The sequence below is a fragment of the Mesorhizobium sp. WSM4841 genome, from assembly GCF_055811515.1.
On sequence record NZ_JBVVQC010000019.1, the window covers coordinates 1 to 16,313 of the forward strand.

The following is a 16,313-nucleotide window of genomic DNA, read 5'->3' on the forward strand; positions in this document are numbered from 1 at the left end:
CCCCCGCCCCCCAAGGGGGAGGGGGACGCGCTTCGGCTCCCAAGGCTGATGCCAAATCTGTCGCGCGCCCGTCCGCAAACGTCTCCGCGCGTGAGGATGAATCTGCCATGGCGACGGAATCCCCCTCCCCCTTGTGGGGAGGGGCTAGGGGTGGGGGTACTGCGGTCGGTGGTAGTACTGCGCCCGTCGCCGCGCCGCGTCCCGAAGGCGAAAAGCCGCTGGCGTCGCCGGCCATCCGCCTCAGGGCAAAAGAGGCTGGCGTCGACCTTCGGCAGGTAGCGGGCAGCGGCCCGGCCGGACGTGTCCAGCATGAGGACATCGACGCCTTCCTGGCACGCGGACCGCAACTTGCGAAGGTCTCCGGCCTCGCCCGCAACGAGGCCGTCGAAGACATCAAGATCCTCGGGCTCAGGCGAAAGATCGCCGAGAAGATGACGCTGGCCAAGTCTCGCATCCCGCACATCACCTATGTCGAGGAGATCGACGTTACTGCGCTCGAGGATTTGCGCGCGGCGCTCAACAAGGAGAAGCGCAGCGGCGCGGAAAGGCCGAAGCTGACGCTGCTGCCGTTCCTGATGCGGGCGATGGTCAAGGCGATCGCCGACCAGCCCAATATCAACGCGCTGTTCGATGACGAGGGCGGCATCGTCCACCAGCATGGCGGCGTCCATGTCGGCATCGCCGCGCAGACGCCTTCTGGGCTGGTGGTGCCGGTGGTCAAGCACGCCGAGGCGCGCGACATCTGGGACTGCGCCGCCGAGCTCAACCGGCTCGCTGAGGCGGCCAGATCCGGCACTGCGACGCGCGACGAGCTCTCGGGATCGACCATCACCATCACCTCGCTCGGCGCCATGGGCGGCGTGGCGACGACGCCGGTGATCAATCATCCGGAAGTGGCGATCCTCGGCGTCAACAAGATGATGGTGCGGCCGGTATGGGACGGCACCCAATTTATTCCGCGCAAGATGATGAACCTGTCCTCCAGCTTCGACCACCGGGTGATCGACGGCTGGGATGCCGCAGTGTTTATTCAACGGATCAAGACGCTGCTGGAAACCCCGGCGCTGATTTTTGTGGATTGATGAGATGAGAACGGTCGCAAAGGCCCCCTCACCCGGCCTCCGCTTCGCTACGGCCACCCTCTCCCCGAGGGGAGAGGAGGTCTCCAGCGCCGGCGCCAGCCTCTTCTCCCCGGTGGGGAGAAGGTGGCCGCGAAGCGGCCGGATGACGGGGCCTTTCTTCGCCAAAAAGAGCATATCGACATGAAGGAAATATCCTGCAAGCTGCTCGTCATCGGCGCCGGGCCCGGCGGCTATGTCTGTGCCATCCGCGCCGGCCAGCTCGGCATCGATACGGTTATCGTCGAGTTCGGCAAGCCGGGCGGAACCTGCCTCAATGTCGGCTGCATTCCGTCCAAGGCGCTGATCCATGCGGCCGAAGAGTTCGAAAAGGCGTCGCACATGGCCGGCGGCAAGAGCCCGCTTGGCATTTCAGTCGCAACACCATCCATTGATCTCGAAACGACCGTCGCCTGGAAGGACGGCATTGTTAGCCGGCTGAACAGCGGCGTCGCCGGCCTGCTCAAGAGGGCCGGGGTCAAGACCGTGCATGGCTGGGCGAAATTCCGTGACGGCAAGACTGTCGAGGTCGAGACAGAGACCGGTACACAGGTCGTCCGCGCCGAGACGGTGGTGATCGCCACCGGCTCGGCGTCGGTCGAGCTGCCGTCACTGCCGTTCGGTGGGCCGGTGATCTCGTCCACCGAAGCGCTGGGGCTGAGCGAAGTGCCGGAAAGGCTTGCCGTCGTTGGTGGCGGCTATATCGGGCTCGAGCTCGGCATCGCCTTCGCCAAGATGGGCGCCAGGGTGACCGTGGTCGAGGCTTTGCCGCGCGTACTGGCGCAGTATGATGCCGAACTGACCCGGCCGGTGGTGAAACGGCTCACTGAGCTCGGCATCGAGGTGCTCGTGAACGCCAAGGCCAAGGGGTTGTCGACCAAGCGCGATGCGCTGCTGATCGAGACGGCCACCGGCAAGAATGGCAAGATCGCTGCCGACAGGATTCTGGTCACCGTCGGGCGCAAGCCGGTGATCGAAGACTGGGGGCTGGAGCAGATCGACCTCGACATGGCGGGGAAATTCATCCGCATCGACGACCAGTGCCGCACCTCGATGCGCGGCATCTTTGCCATTGGCGACGTCACCGGCGAGCCGATGCTGGCGCACCGGGCGATGGCGCAAGGCGAAATGGTCGCCGAGATCGTCGCCGGCCACAAGCGCAGCTGGGACAAACGCTGCATTCCCGCCATCTGCTTCACCGATCCGGAACTGGTCACCGCAGGCCTGTCGCCGGAGGAGGCAAAGGGGCTCGGCGGTGAGATCAAGGTCGGGCTGTTTCCTTTTGCCGCCAATGGCCGGGCAATGACCAAAATGGGTGAAGATGGATTTGTCCGGGTTGTTGCCCGCGCGGACAACCATCTGGTGCTCGGCATCCAGGCGGTCGGCCAGGGCGTGTCGGAACTGTCGGCGGCGTTCGGCCTGGCGCTGGAGATGGGCGCGCGGCTGGAGGACATCGCCGGCACCATCCATGCACATCCGACACAAGGCGAGGGTTTTCAGGAAGCCGCGCTGAAGGCGCTTGGGCACGCGCTGCATGTTTGAGGGCAGGTGATCTCCCCCCTTGAGGGGGAGATGGCCGGCAGGCCAGAGGGGGTCGGTTCGACTGGATGCGACCTCCCTTGCGACAGATGGAGGTTAGCGCTCTACGCGAGGCGACCCCCTCTGTCGCCTTCGGCGACATCTCCCCCTCGAGGGGGGAGATTACACAGCTCACCCCGCCAGCCGGCTAACCATCTCGTGCTGCGCATAGGCGTGGCCGAAGCGGTTGGCAAGGAAGGCATCGAGCGCGATGTCCTCCTGCTTGATGAAACCCTTCGCCGGCAAGGTGCCGTCGGCCAGCATGTCGAGCACCGCGCAGATGGCTGAGCCCGTGGTGATCTGGATGGCGCTACGCACCGTATCGCCGACACGCCTGGCATAGATCTTGTTGGCGTAGGTCTCCTGCAGCAGGCGGCCGTTCTTGCGGCCGCTGACGGTGACGAAGACGATGACCACGTCCTGCAGCGTTGCCGGCAGGGCGCTCTCAAAAATGTCCTTCAGCACGTCGCGGCGGTGGCGCAGGCCGAGATCGTTGAGCAGCGCCTTCATGATCGCGGCGTGGCCAGGGTAGCGGATGGTGCGATAGTTCAGCGTGCGCACCTTGCCCTTCAGCGTTTCGGCCAGAGTGCCGAGCCCTCCGGACGTGTTGAACGCCTCGTAGGTGACGCCGTCGAGCGAGAATTCCTCGCGCTCCTCCAACGGCGGCACTTCGATCAGTTCGCCTTCGACGATCGCCTCGCAAGGCTCGCAATATTCGTTGATGACGCCGTCCGTGCTCCAGGTCAGATTGTAGTTCAGCGCATTCGAGGGGTACTGCGGCAGCGCCCCAACCCGCATGCGCACGCTCTCCAGCGTGTCGAAGCGGCTGGCGAGATCGTTGGCGACGATCGAGATGAAACCCGGCGCCAGCCCGCATTGCGGGATGAAGGCGCTGTTGGCGGAGCGCGCCAGTTGCTTGACGCGTCGGGTCGCGACGACGTCCTCGGTCAGATCGAGATAATGCACGCCGGCGCTGGCCGCCGCTTCGGCGATGCGCGTGGTCAGATGGAAGGGCGCTGCGCTGAGCACCGCGAACTTGCCGGCCAGGGCCGCTTCGAGCGTTCCGGCGGCTTCGATGTCGAGTTCCAGCGTCTCGACCGTGGCAGGCAATTCGGCTGCGCTGAGCTGTGCGGCCGAGCGGTCGACGAGGGTGACCTGATAGTCGCCCGTGGACGCCAGCATCTCGGCGATGGTCGAGCCGATCTTGCCGGCGCCGACAACTATGATTTTCTTCATGACCGGTTCCCTCGCCTTACATTTGCTCAAGACGATAGAATCGCAGCTTGCCTGTCGAAAGGAAGCGTGGAATTGTTCGAAACGAAGTGTCAGATTGCTCAGTATGCCGATGAGGTTCGTCGAAAGTGCTTAGCAACGCCGAACAGGCCCTGCTCTCCCTGCTGCGCGTGAATGCGCGCGCCTCGACAGCCGAGCTGGCGCGGCGGCTGGGCGTGTCGCGGACAACGGTGCAGAGCCGGATCGAGCGGCTGGAGCAGCGCGGCATCATCACCGGCTATGGCGTCAGGCTTTCGCCGGATTACGAACAGGGACTGGTGCGGGCGCATGTCCTGCTCACCGTCACGCCCAAGCTCGCCGACAAGGTGGTGCGCAGCCTGCAGGCGCTGCCGCCGGTGCGGACGCTGCATTCGGTGAGCGGCAATTTCGACATGATCGTCATCGTCGACGCGCCGTCGATCAGGGATCTCGACACGCTTCTCGACCAGATCGGCGCGATGGACGGGGTCGAGCGGACATCGTCTTCGATCATCCTGTCGACGCGGATTGATCGGTGACTGGCTTGGCGGGAGCATTGGGCCGCTTCCCTCCCAGGGCGAAGCAAAAACTCTTAGGGTCCCTTCCAAATGCTGCTGTCGAGCGGAACCTTTCGGGGCGTCGGCGGGACAGCGCCCCGTCTGTCCTGCCGGACATCTCCCACTTGGGGGGAGATCGGCAGTTTCGGCACTCCGCTCACACCTCCGATGCTCCTGTAATAAAGCAACATGAATTCTAAAAAATGTTGCTTTCCAACACGGCCTGTATGAGAATCGCCGGGAGGCATAGCCTTCCGCCGGGAACGGGCAAACCGGCGCAGCGAAGAGCCCGCGCGGAGCTTCGCGGCGATTGCCGGACAGCACGGCAACGCACCAATGCTTTTTGAAGGAGAACAGACCTTGCCCAAGCAGTGTTTTGGAACATCGCATGTGCCGCTGTCGCCGGCAGTCCGGGCCGGCGATATGGTCTATATCTCGGGCCAGGTGCCGGTTGGCAGCGACGGCGTGGTGGTCATGGGCGGTATCGTAGAACAGACCGAGCAGGTACTTTCGAATGTGCAGGCAGCCCTGGCGCTGGCCGGCTGCACCATGGACGACGTGGTCAAGACGACAGTCTGGCTCGAGGACGCGCGCGACTTCGGCGCCTTCAATGCCGTTTATGCCAGGCATTTTGCAAAGGATCCGCCGGCGCGGACAACCGTCGAGTCGCGGCTGATGATCGACATCAAGATCGAGGTCGAGGCTGTCGCCTACAGACCGGTTTGACGAGAAGACACAACGGAGCCGGACGCCGATGCAATTTGATCTCCTCCTGAAGGGCGGCCGCCTCATCGATCCGGCGTCCGGCCTCGATGCGCAACGCGATCTGGCCATCGCCGGTGGCCGCATCGCCGCGATCGATGCCGACATTCCCTTCGATCGCGCCGCGCGCGTCATCGATGCCACCGGCTCCATCGTCGCGCCCGGCCTCATCGATCTGCACAGCCACGTCTATTGGGGCGGCACCTCGCTCGGCGTCGATGCCGACCGCCTCGCCGCAAAAAGCGGCACCACCACGTTCATCGACGCGGGAAGTGCTGGGGCCGGCAACTTCCTCGGCTTTCGCCGCCATGTCATCGAGCGCTCGAAAGTCCGCATCCTGGCCTATGTCAACATTTCCTTTGCCGGGATTTTCGGCTTCTCGCAGACCGTTTCGGTTGGCGAGTGCAGTGATCTCCGGCTCTGCGAACCGCGCGAGACGGTGGCGGCGGTGCGCGAGCACGCAGACATGATTGTCGGCGTAAAAGTCCGCTCGGGTCGCCATGCCGGCGGCAGCAGCGGCATCGCGCCGGTCGATCTGGCGCTCGAGGCCGCCGACCAGGCCGGCCTGCCGCTGATGGCGCATATCGACGAGCCGCCGCCGGGCCGCTCGGAAGTGCTGCCGCGCCTGCGCAAGGGCGATATTCTCACCCATTGCTTCCGGCCGTTTCCCAACGCGCCGATCTTCGCATCCGGCGCGGTGCGGCCCGACATGCGGCTGGCGCGCGAGCGCGGCGTCATCTTCGATATCGGCCACGGCATGGGCTCGTTCGATTTCGAGGTCGCCAAAGCGATGCTCAAGGAGGGGCTGGCGCCTGATGTGATCAGCAGCGACGTGCATCTCTACTGCGTCGACGGACCGGCCTTCGACATTCTGGTGTGCATGTCGAAACTGCTGGCGCTCGGCATGCCGCTGGTCGAGATTTTGCGCGCGGCAACACAGCGGCCGGCCGAGGCGATCGCAAGGCCCGAGCTTGGCGCGCTGGCAGTCGGTGCCGTCGGCGACATCGCGGTGCTGCGGCTGCGCCCGGGCAGTTTCACCTTCGTCGATGCGGTCGGCGCCTCGCTGGTCGCCGAGCAGAGGCTGGTCTCGGACGGCATTGTGATTGGCGGCATCTGGTGGCCGAACGAGGCGGCTAACGATTTTGGCGATACCGAACGCTTCGAAGCGCATGCGCACGAGACGCATGTCGATGTTGCTGTCCGGCATTTCGGGCGTGGGTGATCTCCCCCCTTGAGGGCCCTTGAGGGGGAGATGTTCGCCGAAGGCGACAGAGGGGGTCGGTTCGACCGGGCTCGCCTTGCAACGGATGGAGGTTGGCGCTCGACATGCGGCGACTCCCTTTGGCCTGCCCTCTTTGCCAGAACTTGGCATCTCCCCCTCAAGGGGGGAGATCGCAGCTTCACCCCGGCGCCCCATAAACCGGCGTCGCAACGCCTTCCATGCGCGCCTTGATCTGCAGCGCGACGAATTTCGAGTAAAAACGCGACAGTGCGAGATTGCCGCCGTGGAACCATAGTGTTTCCTGCGCCGTCGGCTTCCACATGTTGCGCAATTCACCTTGCCATGGGCCTGGGTCGCCTCTGGTGCCCGAGCCGAGCCCCCAGCACGGGCCGACCTTGTCGGCGACCTCGCGCGAGACGATCACCGCCACGGTCTCGTTCATCGACTGATAGCCGGTGCAGGAGATGATCGCGTCGGCCGCCAGTTCGGTGCCGTCGTCGAACAGGATCCCAGTCGGCGTCAGCGACTTGATCTCGACGCCGCTGCGGACGCCGATCTCGCCGTCGATGATCAGATCTGAGGCGCCTACGTCGATGTAGTAGCCCGAGCCGGTGCGGTAGGCCTTCATCAGCAGCCCGGTCTCGTCGTCGCCGAAATCGATGGCGAAGCCGGCGCCGCGCAAGCGGTCGTAGAAGGCCGCGTCGCGCGCCTTGATCACGCCGTAGAGCGTCCGCTGGCTTTGCGGCAGCAGCGCGAACGGCGTCGAGGCGACGATCATGTCGGCCTTCTCGGTGGTGATGCCGCGGGCCAGCGCCTTCTCCGAAAAAATCTCGAAGCCGACCTCCATCAGCGTGTCGGATTTGACCACCGTCGTCGGCGAGCGCTGGATCATGGTCACCTCAGCGCCGCTCTCCCAGAGATCGACGGCGACATCGTGGCCCGAGCTTGCCGCGCCGATGACGGCGACCGCCTTGCCACGGAATTTTTCGCCGCTGGAATACTGGCTGGAATGCAGGATCTCGCCCTGGAACGCCGTGGCGCCCGGTAGGTCGATCTGCCTCGGCGGGCCATAGGCGCCGGTTGCGAAGACGATGTGCCTGGGTTTGAGCGTGATGCGCTCGCCGGCTCGATCGACCTCGACCGTCCAGATTTTTTCGGCTTCGTCGTAGGACGCGCGGACGCATGTCGTGGAGGTCCAGTAATTGAGCTCCATGACGCGCGTGTACATTTCCAACCAGTCGCCCATCTTGTCCTTGGGCGTGAACACCGGCCAGTTTTCCGGAAACGGGATGTAGGGCAGATGGTCGTACCAGACCGGGTCGTGCAGCACGAGCGAGCGATAGCGGTTGCGCCAGGAATCGCCGGCTTGAGCGTTCTTCTCGATGACGATGGCCGGCACGCCGAGCTGCCGCAGCCGCGCACCTAGCATGATGCCGCACTGGCCGCCGCCGATGACCATGCAGTAGGGCTGCTGGCCGGCGCCGAGATCACGCATCTCGCGCGCCCTCGCCTCTGCCCAAGTCTCGCGGTCCGGATCGGCCTTGTGGCGGACACCCAGCGGCCGCGCCGGCCCCTTGCGCTCCTCAAAACCCTTAAGATCGCTCATCGCCGTGAACAGCGTCCGGCATCGGCCGTCCTGCAGGCGCATGATGCCCCGGCCCCACGCCGATGACGTCTCGAAGGTGAACCAGGCCTCGACGATGCCTTCGTCCGAGCTTGCCTCGCCACTGAGCTGCCAGGCAGTCGGCTTGGTCGTAGCCAGTGTGGCTTCCAGCATGTCGCGGATCGCCGCGCGGCCTTCCATCGTCCTGATGTTCCAGGTGAAGGTCAGCAGGTCGCGCCAGTAGCAATCCTCGACGAACAGGTTGGTCGCGGCCGCTGCGTCGCCCGTCTCGAGCGCGCGGGAGAGGGAGGAAAACCAGGTGGCCGCCTGTTTCGATGGTTCCATGTCGAGCATCTGTTTTTTCTCCTTCAAGTCGCCGCCGCCCGGTCTTCCTTCTCCCCTTGTGGGAGAAGGTGTCGCCGAAGGCGACGGATGAGGGGTATTCCAGCTTGGCGCTACGCGCCAATCCACCGCCCGGGGCGAGTCACGGGCCTCGCCCGCCCTTCACAAGGGGAGAACGAGAGCCGCGCCTCTCAGTCCCCCAGCGGCTCCATCTCTTTGCCCGTCCTGTGGATCTGGGCGTTGTATTTGATGCGGCGGACCGTTTCGCGAGCCGAGCCGTCAAGTTTGTAGGCGGCCGCCACCGCCATCAGGTCGATCGCGGCCAGAAAGGCAAACCGCGAGGCGGTCGGCTTCAGCGTGTCGGGATATTCGGGCACCGCCACCGTCAGCCTGACGTCGCAGGCGCGGGCAAGGTCGGTGTCGGGCGCGGTCACGCCGATCGCGTTGGCGCGGTAGTGCTTGGCCAGTTCGACGGCCTCGATCACTTCGCGGGTGCGTCCGGTCGCCGAAATGGCGATCACCAGATCGCTGGGCTTCAAGGTCGAGGCGGTCATCCGCATCAGATACGGGTCGCACTGGGCGCTGACGGTGATGCCGTAGCGGAACAGCCGGTACTGGGTTTCCTGCGCCAGCGCCGAGGAGCTGCCGCCGAGGCCGAACACCGTAACCTGGCGCGCCTTGGCGATGAGCTCGGCCGCCTTCACCAGCTGTGCCGGATCAAGCTGCCGTTCGGCCTCCTGCAGCGCCCGGCGTGCTTCGCCGAACACGGCATTCCAGAACGGCATGCCGTTGTCGCCGCTGGTGGGCGGCGGCTTGCTCAGATAGAGCGCGCCGACGACGAGGCTCTGCGCCAGCTTCAGCTTGAAATCGCGCACGCCCTCGCAGCCAATGGCCCGGCAGAACCGGGTCACGGTGGGTTCGCTGACCTGGGCGCGCTGGGCAAGTGCTGCGTTGGAAGCGTCGACCGCGAATCTGACATCGTCGAGCACGACATCGGCGACGCGCCGCTCCGCCGGGCGCAATTCACCGTAAGAGTCCTTGACCAGCGAGATGATGTCGGGGATGCGCCTGACATGATCGCGCCCATCGGGTTCGTCGCCCGAGGTCAATCGTACATGGCCTTCAGCTTCGGTCATGAATCTTTCCCATGCAGTTCGTAGAACTCGACCTCTACCATGTTCGCGCATCGCTTGCCTGCTCGCCTCACGCGGCCGGTTTCCGAAGTATGTAGGAAAGCAACAAGCTTTTCAAGAAATAGAAAGCTCAATTAAAACAAACACATGCTGCTGAGAATAGCGATCTTGCCAGCGAGAGCCGCGGTCGCCGCTTGGCAGTAAAGTAGGAGAGTTACAGGCTGATTTCTGCGGGATGACCGACTGGAACCGCAGACCGAAGGTGAGCTGGTAGGTAGGGCAGAGCCGCAGCGTTGCGCCGCCCCGTCTTCCCTTCTCCCCTTGTGGGAGAACGTGTCGCCGAAGGCGACGGATGAGCGACTATCTCTGATGTCAAGTTGCATTAGCGAACTCTTTGCGCGCATCGCGTGCTTTTGCATTGAGAATGACGAGCAGCTTTCTGGCGAGTGCGATGCGGATGACCATCTTTTCCTTTCCGGCGGCCTGCAACCGTTGGTGGAAGGCGCCGAGGTGAGGATCGTAGCGGGCAACGATGCGGGCAATGAGGAAGAGGATGGAGCGCGGTGCTGCGCGCCCGCCCCGCACCGGCCTTCGGCCACTGCGCTTGCCGCTGTCGTTGGCGATCGGCGCCAGGCCGGCCAGCTTGGCGATGGCCTTGTTGGAGAGCAGGCCGATCTCAGGCAGTTCGGCCATCAGCCGCGCCACGGTGCGGGAGGCCACGCCCTTGAGCGAGCGGAAGGCCTGGTCGAGGCATGCCACAGTGGATCGTCGTCGATCAGCGAGGCGATCTCGCCCTCGAGCCGGCGGCCCTGGCGCTTGAGCACGGCAATGACCTCATCGAGGCTGGCAATGGTCTCGGCATCGGCGGCAGCGCTCTTGCGCTGCTTCTGAACGGTGAGATCGTCCGTCACCTGGCAAAGCCGGGCGACCAGCGCCTTGAGCCGCTGCTGGGCCGCACTCGGCGGCGGCGTCGGCTGCAGCCGTTTGACCTGCGCATAATGGGCAATGACGGCGGCGTCGATCCTGTCGGTCTTCTCCAGATAGCCCATCGCCTCGGCGAAGCGGCGCACGCGCGCGTTGACGATGCCGCAGGGCTGATCCATCTCCCACAGAAGCAGGTAGGCAAGACGCTCGTAGCCGCCGCTCGCCTCCATGACCACGAGCTCGACGCCGTGAGACCGACAGAAGGCGGCAAGCTCGGCTATGCCTGCCGCGTCATTGCCGAAACGGCCCCACGCGCCGCTCGGCACGACATGGGCGTCGAGCCAGTCCTTCGAAATATCTATTCCACAGATGGTCTTGTTCACGGTAACCTGCCTTGTGCGTACGATTGGAGCCAAGCGACTATTCGGTCGTGCGTGACGTTGGCGAAGATCCCAAGCTCATCCACGGTTGTAACCGGAGGGGTAACGGGCGACTTCGCCGTGCCTCGGGCCGGATGGCCATCCGACCCGAGGCACAGTCGCTTCCATCGCACAAAAAACCTTCCGTGCAGATACAAGGGGTGCTCCAGCTTGGCACCGACGGCACTCCGTCCAGCACCCCTCTTCCGTCTCGGCGCTGCGCGCCGATCCACCTTCTCCCACAAGGGGAGAAGGTGGAAGGAAGCTCAGCCCGTGCGGCGCGCGGGATGCTGGTCCGAACCGCCATCCAGCCACGCGATGTCGTCAGGCGAAAGCGCAATGTCGAGCGCCTGCAGGCTGTCCTCCAGTTCGTCGAGCGTGCGTGGTCCGATCAGCGGGACGGACGGGAACGGCTGGGCCAGGACATAGGCGAGCGCGACATGGATCGGGCTCTTGCCCAACCTGTTGGCGAGCTCGATCGCCCGGTCGCGGCGGCCGAAATTTTTTTCCGAGTACCAGACCCGGACCAGCTCTTCATTGTCGCGCTGGTCGCGCCCGGCGCGACCGGTGAAGAAACCCCGGCCCTGGCTCGACCAGGCGAAATTGGGCATCTGCCGGGCGGTCAGCCAGGCCTTCCATTCATCGCTCGACGATGTGACGCAACCCGGCCAGATCGGCACCAGCATTTCGGCCAGCGAAAAATTGTTCGAAAGCGCGCCAGGCTTTTGCTTGCCGGTCCGCTCGGCATAGGCAATGGCCTCGTCCATGCGTTCCCTCGTCCAGTTCGAGCCGCCGAACGGACCGCGGATGCGGCCAGCCCTGAACTCCCTGTCCATTGCGTCGACGAATTCGTCGACCGGCACGTCCGGATCGTCGCGGTGCATGAAATAGACGTCGACATGATCGGTCTGCAGCCGGTCGAGCGACTGGGTGAGCTGCTTGCCGATCACATCGGGATAGCAGAGCGGGGTGTGCGCGCCCTTGCCGATGACCACAGATTGCTCACGCACGCCGCGGTTCTTCAACCACTGGCCGAGCAGCGTTTCGGTGTAGCCGCTGCCATAGATGAAGGCCGTGTCGAAGACGTTGCCGCCGGCTTCGAAATAGGCATCGAGCAGGATCATCCCCGAGGAGAACGTGCGAAAATCCTCGAAGCCGAGCGCCAGGCACGAGGCCGGCGGCGGCAGGCCTGGAATTTCGCGCTTCGGGATGGTGGTACCGCCGGAGCGCAGCCGCCGGCCGGAGATGGTGTTGACGCGTTTTTCGGGCTTCTCGATCTCGTATTCGAGCCCGATGGCGGCACGCCATTTGTCGAGCACGCGCAGATTGCCGAGGCTGTCGGCCCAGCCCATGCCCGGCCAGGCAAACTCCTGCTTTCCGGCCACGATCGCCTCACCGGCGGCGTCGGCCTCGAAAGCGTAGAGCCAGCGGTCTTCCCTGACCTCGATCACCTCCTCACCGCCCGGACGGATGATGCGAATCTCGCCGGTGCCGCCTTCCCTGCCGCTCGCATACCAGAAATCCGCGACCTCGATGCGGCCCTTGGTGCCAAGGATGCGCAGGACATTGTCCTGCGCCAGCGAAATGCCGCAGGAGACTTCGGCGACGATGCCGCTGGGAAAATGCAGCAGCGCCGAAGCCCATTCGTCGACGCCGGACTGACCAAGATGTGCAGCACCCGCCACCTTGTCCGGCTCGGCGAAGGGTTTTCCCAATGCTGCCCCGGCAATCAGCCGCGCCATCGAAACGGGATAGCCGCCGACATCCAGAATGCCGCCGCCGGCGAGATCGTTCGCGTAGAGCCGGTGTTCCGGCATGAAATCAGGCATGGCGAAGCCGAAGCTCGACTTCACCATGCGCACCTCGCCGATCGCGCCGGACCTGATCAGTTCGACCAGCTTTGCCGTCTGCGGATGCAGCCGGTACATGAAGGCTTCGCCGAGAAAGGTGCCGGCCTTGCGCGCTGCATGGATCATCGCGTCCGCCTCGAAGGCGGTCAGCCCCATCGGCTTTTCGCAAAGCACATGCTTTCCGGCCTCGGCCGCCCTGATCGCCCATTCGGCGTGGCTCGGGTGAGGTGTCGAAATATAGACCGCATCGACGTCCGGATCCGCGAGCAGAGCCTCGTAGCCGTCGAGGATGCGGGCACCGGGGAAGTTATCGGCAAGGCCTGATTTGCCGGGATTGCGTGCGCCGAGCGCAACCAGTGTGCCGGTATGCGAATGGGCCACACCGCCGGCAAAGGCTTTGGCGATGGTGCCGGGCCCGAGAATGCCCCAGTGGATCTTTCGTGGTTCGGACGTCATTTCAAATCTCCTTGGGGACGCCTCGGCGTCGCGAGTTGGTAAAAGAAAAATTGCGTGTCTTAGTTTTGTGCATGTCGTTGTCCCAAACCGCTGCGCATCCTCGGTTCACGCCCGAGGGCATGCTTTTGGGCGACATGCATTAGCGAATGCGTGCACCTGATTTGTCGAAGAGAAGCGACCGGCCGGCCTTGATCGACACCGCCATGTGGTCGCCATTCGCCCGCTGCCGCGATGCCTCGCGCTCGATAATCAGTTCCTCTGGCCCGGCATTGGCATAGATGTAGCTCACCGATCCGAGGTGCTCGGCGACGTCGGCCTTGACAGCAATGTCGCAATCGCCTTCGCCGGCCTCGAAGAAATGCTCCGGCCGGACGCCGAGCACGACCTCGGCACCGACCGCAGGCGGGGCACCCGAAAGCGGCTTCCGCAGTTTGGCGCCACAATGGTTGGCGAGTTCGACGGTTATTGCGCCGTCGTCGTTTCCGACCACGTTCGCCGCCATAAAATTCATCTTCGGCGAGCCGACGAAACCGGCGACGAAGCGGTTGGCGGGGTCGTCATAGAGATCGAGCGGCGCGCCGATCTGCTCGATATTGCCGGCGTTGAGCACCACGATCCTGTCGGCCAGCGTCATCGCTTCGGTCTGGTCGTGCGTCACATAGATCATGGTGACGCCGAGCTCCTTGTGCAGGCGCGAGATCTCGACCCGCATCTGCACCCTGAGCTCGGCGTCGAGATTGCTCAGCGGCTCGTCGAACAGGAACACTTGCGGCTCGCGCACGATGGCGCGGCCGATAGCGACGCGCTGGCGCTGGCCGCCCGACAATTGCCGCGGGCGCCGCTTCATCAGCTCGGCGATGCGCAGGATTTCGGAGGCCCGCTTCACCCGCCGCTCGGTGTCGGCTTTCGGGTTGCCGTTCATCCTCAGCCCGAAGCTCAGATTCTGCTCGACGCTCATATGCGGATAGAGCGCGTAGGACTGGAACACCATGGCGATGCCGCGGTCGGCCGGCTCGACATCGTTCACCAGTTTGCCGCCGATGGCGATCTCGCCGCCGCTGATGTCCTCGAGCCCGGCGATCATCCTCAGCAGCGTGGATTTTCCGCAGCCGGAAGGGCCGACGAAGACGACGAATTCGCCGTCATTGACGTCGATGTTCGCGCCGTGAACGATCTCGAAGACGCCGAAGCGCTTGACGACATTCTTGAGTGTAACCGCTGCCATGCTGATCCTATTTGATGGCGCCGGCGGCAATGCCGGCGACGAAATGGCGCTGCAAGAGCACGAACACGACGAGCATCGGCACGGTGAGCATCACTGCGCCCGCCATGATGCCGCCCCACGACACTTTGGTGAGGCCGATCAGCGTGCCGAGCGCTACCGGCGCCGTCATCGCACCGGGCTTGGAATTGATCAGCAGCGGCCAGAGGTAGTTGTTCCAGGAGGCAAGGAACAGGATGATGGCGAGCGCCGCCAGCATCGGCCGCGCCAGCGGTAGTGCTACGAACAGGAAGATCCGCCACTCCTTGACCCCCTCGACCCGAGCGGCGTCGAACAGATCGCCCGGCATCATCGAGAAGCTCTGCCGCATGAACAGCACGCCGAGCGAATTGAAGAGCGGCGGCACGATCAGCGCCACCCACGTATTGGCGAGCTTGAAGTCGCGCGCCACCATGATGAATTGCGGGATCAGCACGACCGCATAGGGAAGCGTGATGGTGCCGAGGATGATCGCGACGACCACGCCCTTGCCGAAGAACTGGTAGCGCGCCAGCGCCCAGCCGGCCATCGAGGTGAGCAGCACCGACAGGAACGTGTAGGTGACCGCCACCGACACGGAGATGCCGATGGCGCCGATGAAATTCGTGTCGCGCTGCAAATTGTTGACATTGTCGAGGAAACTGCCGTGCGGCAAAAGCTCGATGCTGGGACTGAAGATGCCTCTGTCGGGCATGGTCGAGAAGATTACCATCATCCACAGCGGAAACAGCCAGATCAGCGCCAGCGGCGTCAGGAACAGATGCAGCGCGATGCTGCGTCCCAATCTGGCGGAGGAACGGCGCGAAGAGGAACGCGAGCTCATTTCGGGTCCCTCGTCAGCCACAGTTGCACCAGCGAGATGGCGATCGCCAGCCCGGCCATGGTGTAGGCGATGGCCGAGGCGTAACCGAAATTGAGCGACCTGAAACCCTGGCGGTAAAGCAGCAGCCCGAGCGTTTCGGTGCCGCCGCCCGGTCCGCCGCGTTCGGTGATCAGGAACGGTTCGGTGAACAGCTGCATGGTGCCGATGATCGACAGCACGGCGCAGAACACGATGATCGGCTTGAGCAGCGGCAGGGTGATGTAGAAGAACTGCTTGAGCTTGCTGACGCGGTCCAGCGTCGCGGCCTCGTAGACATCCTGGGGGATGGACTGCAGGCCGGCGAGCAGGATGATGGCGTTGTAGCCGGCCCAGCGCCAGGTCACCGCGATCATGATGACCGCCATCGCCGGCGTGACGTTGGAAAACCAGTCGATACGGGGCAGGCCGACGCTGTTCAGCAGCTTGTTGATGATGCCGTAATCGAGGTTGAACATCAGCCGGAACACCGCCGAATAGGCGACTTCGCCGACCACGACAGGAGCGAAGAAGGCGAAGCGGAACAGGCCTCGGGCCTTGAGCAGCGGCGAATTGAGCAGCACGGCCATCACGATCGCCAAAGTGATCATCACCGGCACTTGGATGACGAGGATGAGCAAAGTGTTTTTCAACGCGTTGAAGAAAGCCGGGTCGCCGATCAGCCGGCCCCAGTTGAAGGTCGGCGCGAACCGCCACGGCACGGTGCGCGTCGCCTGGAAGGAGATCAGGAAGGAGCTGATGATCGGCCATAGCCAGAAAATCGAGAAGATCAGCAAATAGGGCGCGAGGAAGCGATAGGCCGTGGCGTTCTGATAGCGCATCATTGCCTCCTTCGTTTCCCGTTTCTAAGTTTACCGGCCCACTGTCGAGGTCGGCCTTGTCTTGCCTTCTCCCCTTGTGGGAGAAGGTGGATTGGCGCGCAGCGCCAAGACGGTTGAGGGGTGCTGGACGGAATGCCGTCCTGCCAAGCTGGAACAC

The 16,313-nt window shown here is 64.1% G+C and carries 12 protein-coding genes and 1 pseudogene; 5 read left to right on the plus strand and 8 right to left on the minus strand.

The window, feature by feature from the left end:
* The coding region (locus AC0L14_RS21255) for a dihydrolipoamide acetyltransferase family protein (protein WP_473750635.1) at positions 1–1,082 on the plus strand (1,082 nt) is incomplete at its 5' end.
* 180 nt (positions 1,083–1,262) lie between these two features.
* Positions 1,263–2,660, plus strand: a complete 1,398-nt coding sequence (gene lpdA, locus AC0L14_RS21260) for a dihydrolipoyl dehydrogenase (RefSeq protein WP_123148726.1) — start codon at positions 1,263–1,265, stop codon at positions 2,658–2,660.
* A 168-nt stretch (positions 2,661–2,828) separates the two neighbouring features.
* Here the strand turns inward: lpdA and AC0L14_RS21265 are convergent, their stop codons facing one another.
* On the minus strand, positions 2,829–3,932 hold the full coding sequence (locus AC0L14_RS21265; RefSeq protein WP_473485811.1) for a saccharopine dehydrogenase family protein: 1,104 nt from the start codon (positions 3,930–3,932) through the stop codon (positions 2,829–2,831).
* Positions 3,933–4,057: 125 nt separating this feature from the next.
* On the opposite strand from AC0L14_RS21265, the gene AC0L14_RS21270 reads away from it, so the two are divergent.
* The 3 genes from AC0L14_RS21270 (at position 4,058) to AC0L14_RS21280 (ending at position 6,488) form a co-directional block, all read left to right on the plus strand.
* Positions 4,058–4,486 (plus strand): Lrp/AsnC family transcriptional regulator, encoded by a 429-nt coding sequence (locus AC0L14_RS21270; RefSeq protein ID WP_455839200.1) that lies wholly within the window; start codon positions 4,058–4,060, stop codon positions 4,484–4,486.
* A 354-nt stretch (positions 4,487–4,840) separates the two neighbouring features.
* A complete protein-coding gene (locus tag AC0L14_RS21275) occupies positions 4,841–5,230 on the plus strand; it encodes a RidA family protein (protein WP_473485812.1) in 390 nt (129 codons plus the stop codon).
* Between the two features lie 28 nt (positions 5,231–5,258).
* Complete coding sequence (locus AC0L14_RS21280) at positions 5,259–6,488, plus strand: amidohydrolase/deacetylase family metallohydrolase (RefSeq protein ID WP_473750636.1); 1,230 nt, start codon at positions 5,259–5,261, stop codon at positions 6,486–6,488.
* Positions 6,489–6,666: 178 nt separating this feature from the next.
* Here the strand turns inward: AC0L14_RS21280 and AC0L14_RS21285 are convergent, their stop codons facing one another.
* From AC0L14_RS21285 to AC0L14_RS21315, 7 genes and pseudogenes are all read right to left on the minus strand, one after another.
* On the minus strand, positions 6,667–8,445 hold the full coding sequence (locus AC0L14_RS21285) for an NAD(P)-binding domain-containing protein (protein WP_473750637.1): 1,779 nt from the start codon (positions 8,443–8,445) through the stop codon (positions 6,667–6,669).
* Positions 8,446–8,624: 179 nt separating this feature from the next.
* Positions 8,625–9,569 (minus strand): MurR/RpiR family transcriptional regulator, encoded by a 945-nt coding sequence (locus tag AC0L14_RS21290; RefSeq protein WP_473486002.1) that lies wholly within the window; start codon positions 9,567–9,569, stop codon positions 8,625–8,627.
* A 369-nt stretch (positions 9,570–9,938) separates the two neighbouring features.
* Positions 9,939–10,873 (minus strand): annotated as a pseudogene (locus tag AC0L14_RS21295) (IS110 family RNA-guided transposase).
* Positions 10,874–11,175: 302 nt separating this feature from the next.
* Positions 11,176–13,215, minus strand: a complete 2,040-nt coding sequence (locus tag AC0L14_RS21300; RefSeq protein WP_473750638.1) for an aldo/keto reductase — start codon at positions 13,213–13,215, stop codon at positions 11,176–11,178.
* A 139-nt stretch (positions 13,216–13,354) separates the two neighbouring features.
* Positions 13,355–14,440: an ABC transporter ATP-binding protein gene (locus AC0L14_RS21305; RefSeq protein ID WP_473486000.1), complete on the minus strand. Its 1,086-nt coding sequence runs from the start codon at positions 14,438–14,440 to the stop codon at positions 13,355–13,357.
* A gap of 7 nt (positions 14,441–14,447) precedes the next feature.
* Entirely contained in the window at positions 14,448–15,299 is an 852-nt protein-coding gene (locus AC0L14_RS21310; protein ID WP_473485999.1) for a carbohydrate ABC transporter permease, read from the minus strand.
* Positions 15,296–16,156, minus strand: coding sequence for a carbohydrate ABC transporter permease (locus AC0L14_RS21315; protein ID WP_095495801.1), 861 nt, complete (start codon positions 16,154–16,156; stop codon positions 15,296–15,298). Before AC0L14_RS21315 ends, AC0L14_RS21310 begins: the two co-directional genes overlap by 4 nt.
* Positions 16,157–16,313: the final 157 nt, after the last annotated feature.

Bases quoted from the DNA above. Each gene is read 5' to 3' on its own strand.
- lpdA (WP_123148726.1), top strand. From the start codon at position 1,263: ATGAAGGAAATATCCTGCAAGCTGCTCGTCATCGGCGCCGGGCCCGGC.
- AC0L14_RS21265 (WP_473485811.1), bottom strand. From the start codon at position 3,932: ATGAAGAAAATCATAGTTGTCGGCGCCGGCAAGATCGGCTCGACCATC.
- AC0L14_RS21275 (WP_473485812.1), top strand. From the start codon at position 4,841: ATGCTTTTTGAAGGAGAACAGACCTTGCCCAAGCAGTGTTTTGGAACA.
- AC0L14_RS21280 (WP_473750636.1), top strand. From the start codon at position 5,259: ATGCAATTTGATCTCCTCCTGAAGGGCGGCCGCCTCATCGATCCGGCG.
- AC0L14_RS21285 (WP_473750637.1), bottom strand. From the start codon at position 8,445: ATGCTCGACATGGAACCATCGAAACAGGCGGCCACCTGGTTTTCCTCC.
- AC0L14_RS21290 (WP_473486002.1), bottom strand. From the start codon at position 9,569: ATGACCGAAGCTGAAGGCCATGTACGATTGACCTCGGGCGACGAACCC.
- AC0L14_RS21300 (WP_473750638.1), bottom strand. From the start codon at position 13,215: ATGACGTCCGAACCACGAAAGATCCACTGGGGCATTCTCGGGCCCGGC.
- AC0L14_RS21305 (WP_473486000.1), bottom strand. From the start codon at position 14,440: ATGGCAGCGGTTACACTCAAGAATGTCGTCAAGCGCTTCGGCGTCTTC.
- AC0L14_RS21310 (WP_473485999.1), bottom strand. From the start codon at position 15,299: ATGAGCTCGCGTTCCTCTTCGCGCCGTTCCTCCGCCAGATTGGGACGC.
- AC0L14_RS21315 (WP_095495801.1), bottom strand. From the start codon at position 16,156: ATGCGCTATCAGAACGCCACGGCCTATCGCTTCCTCGCGCCCTATTTG.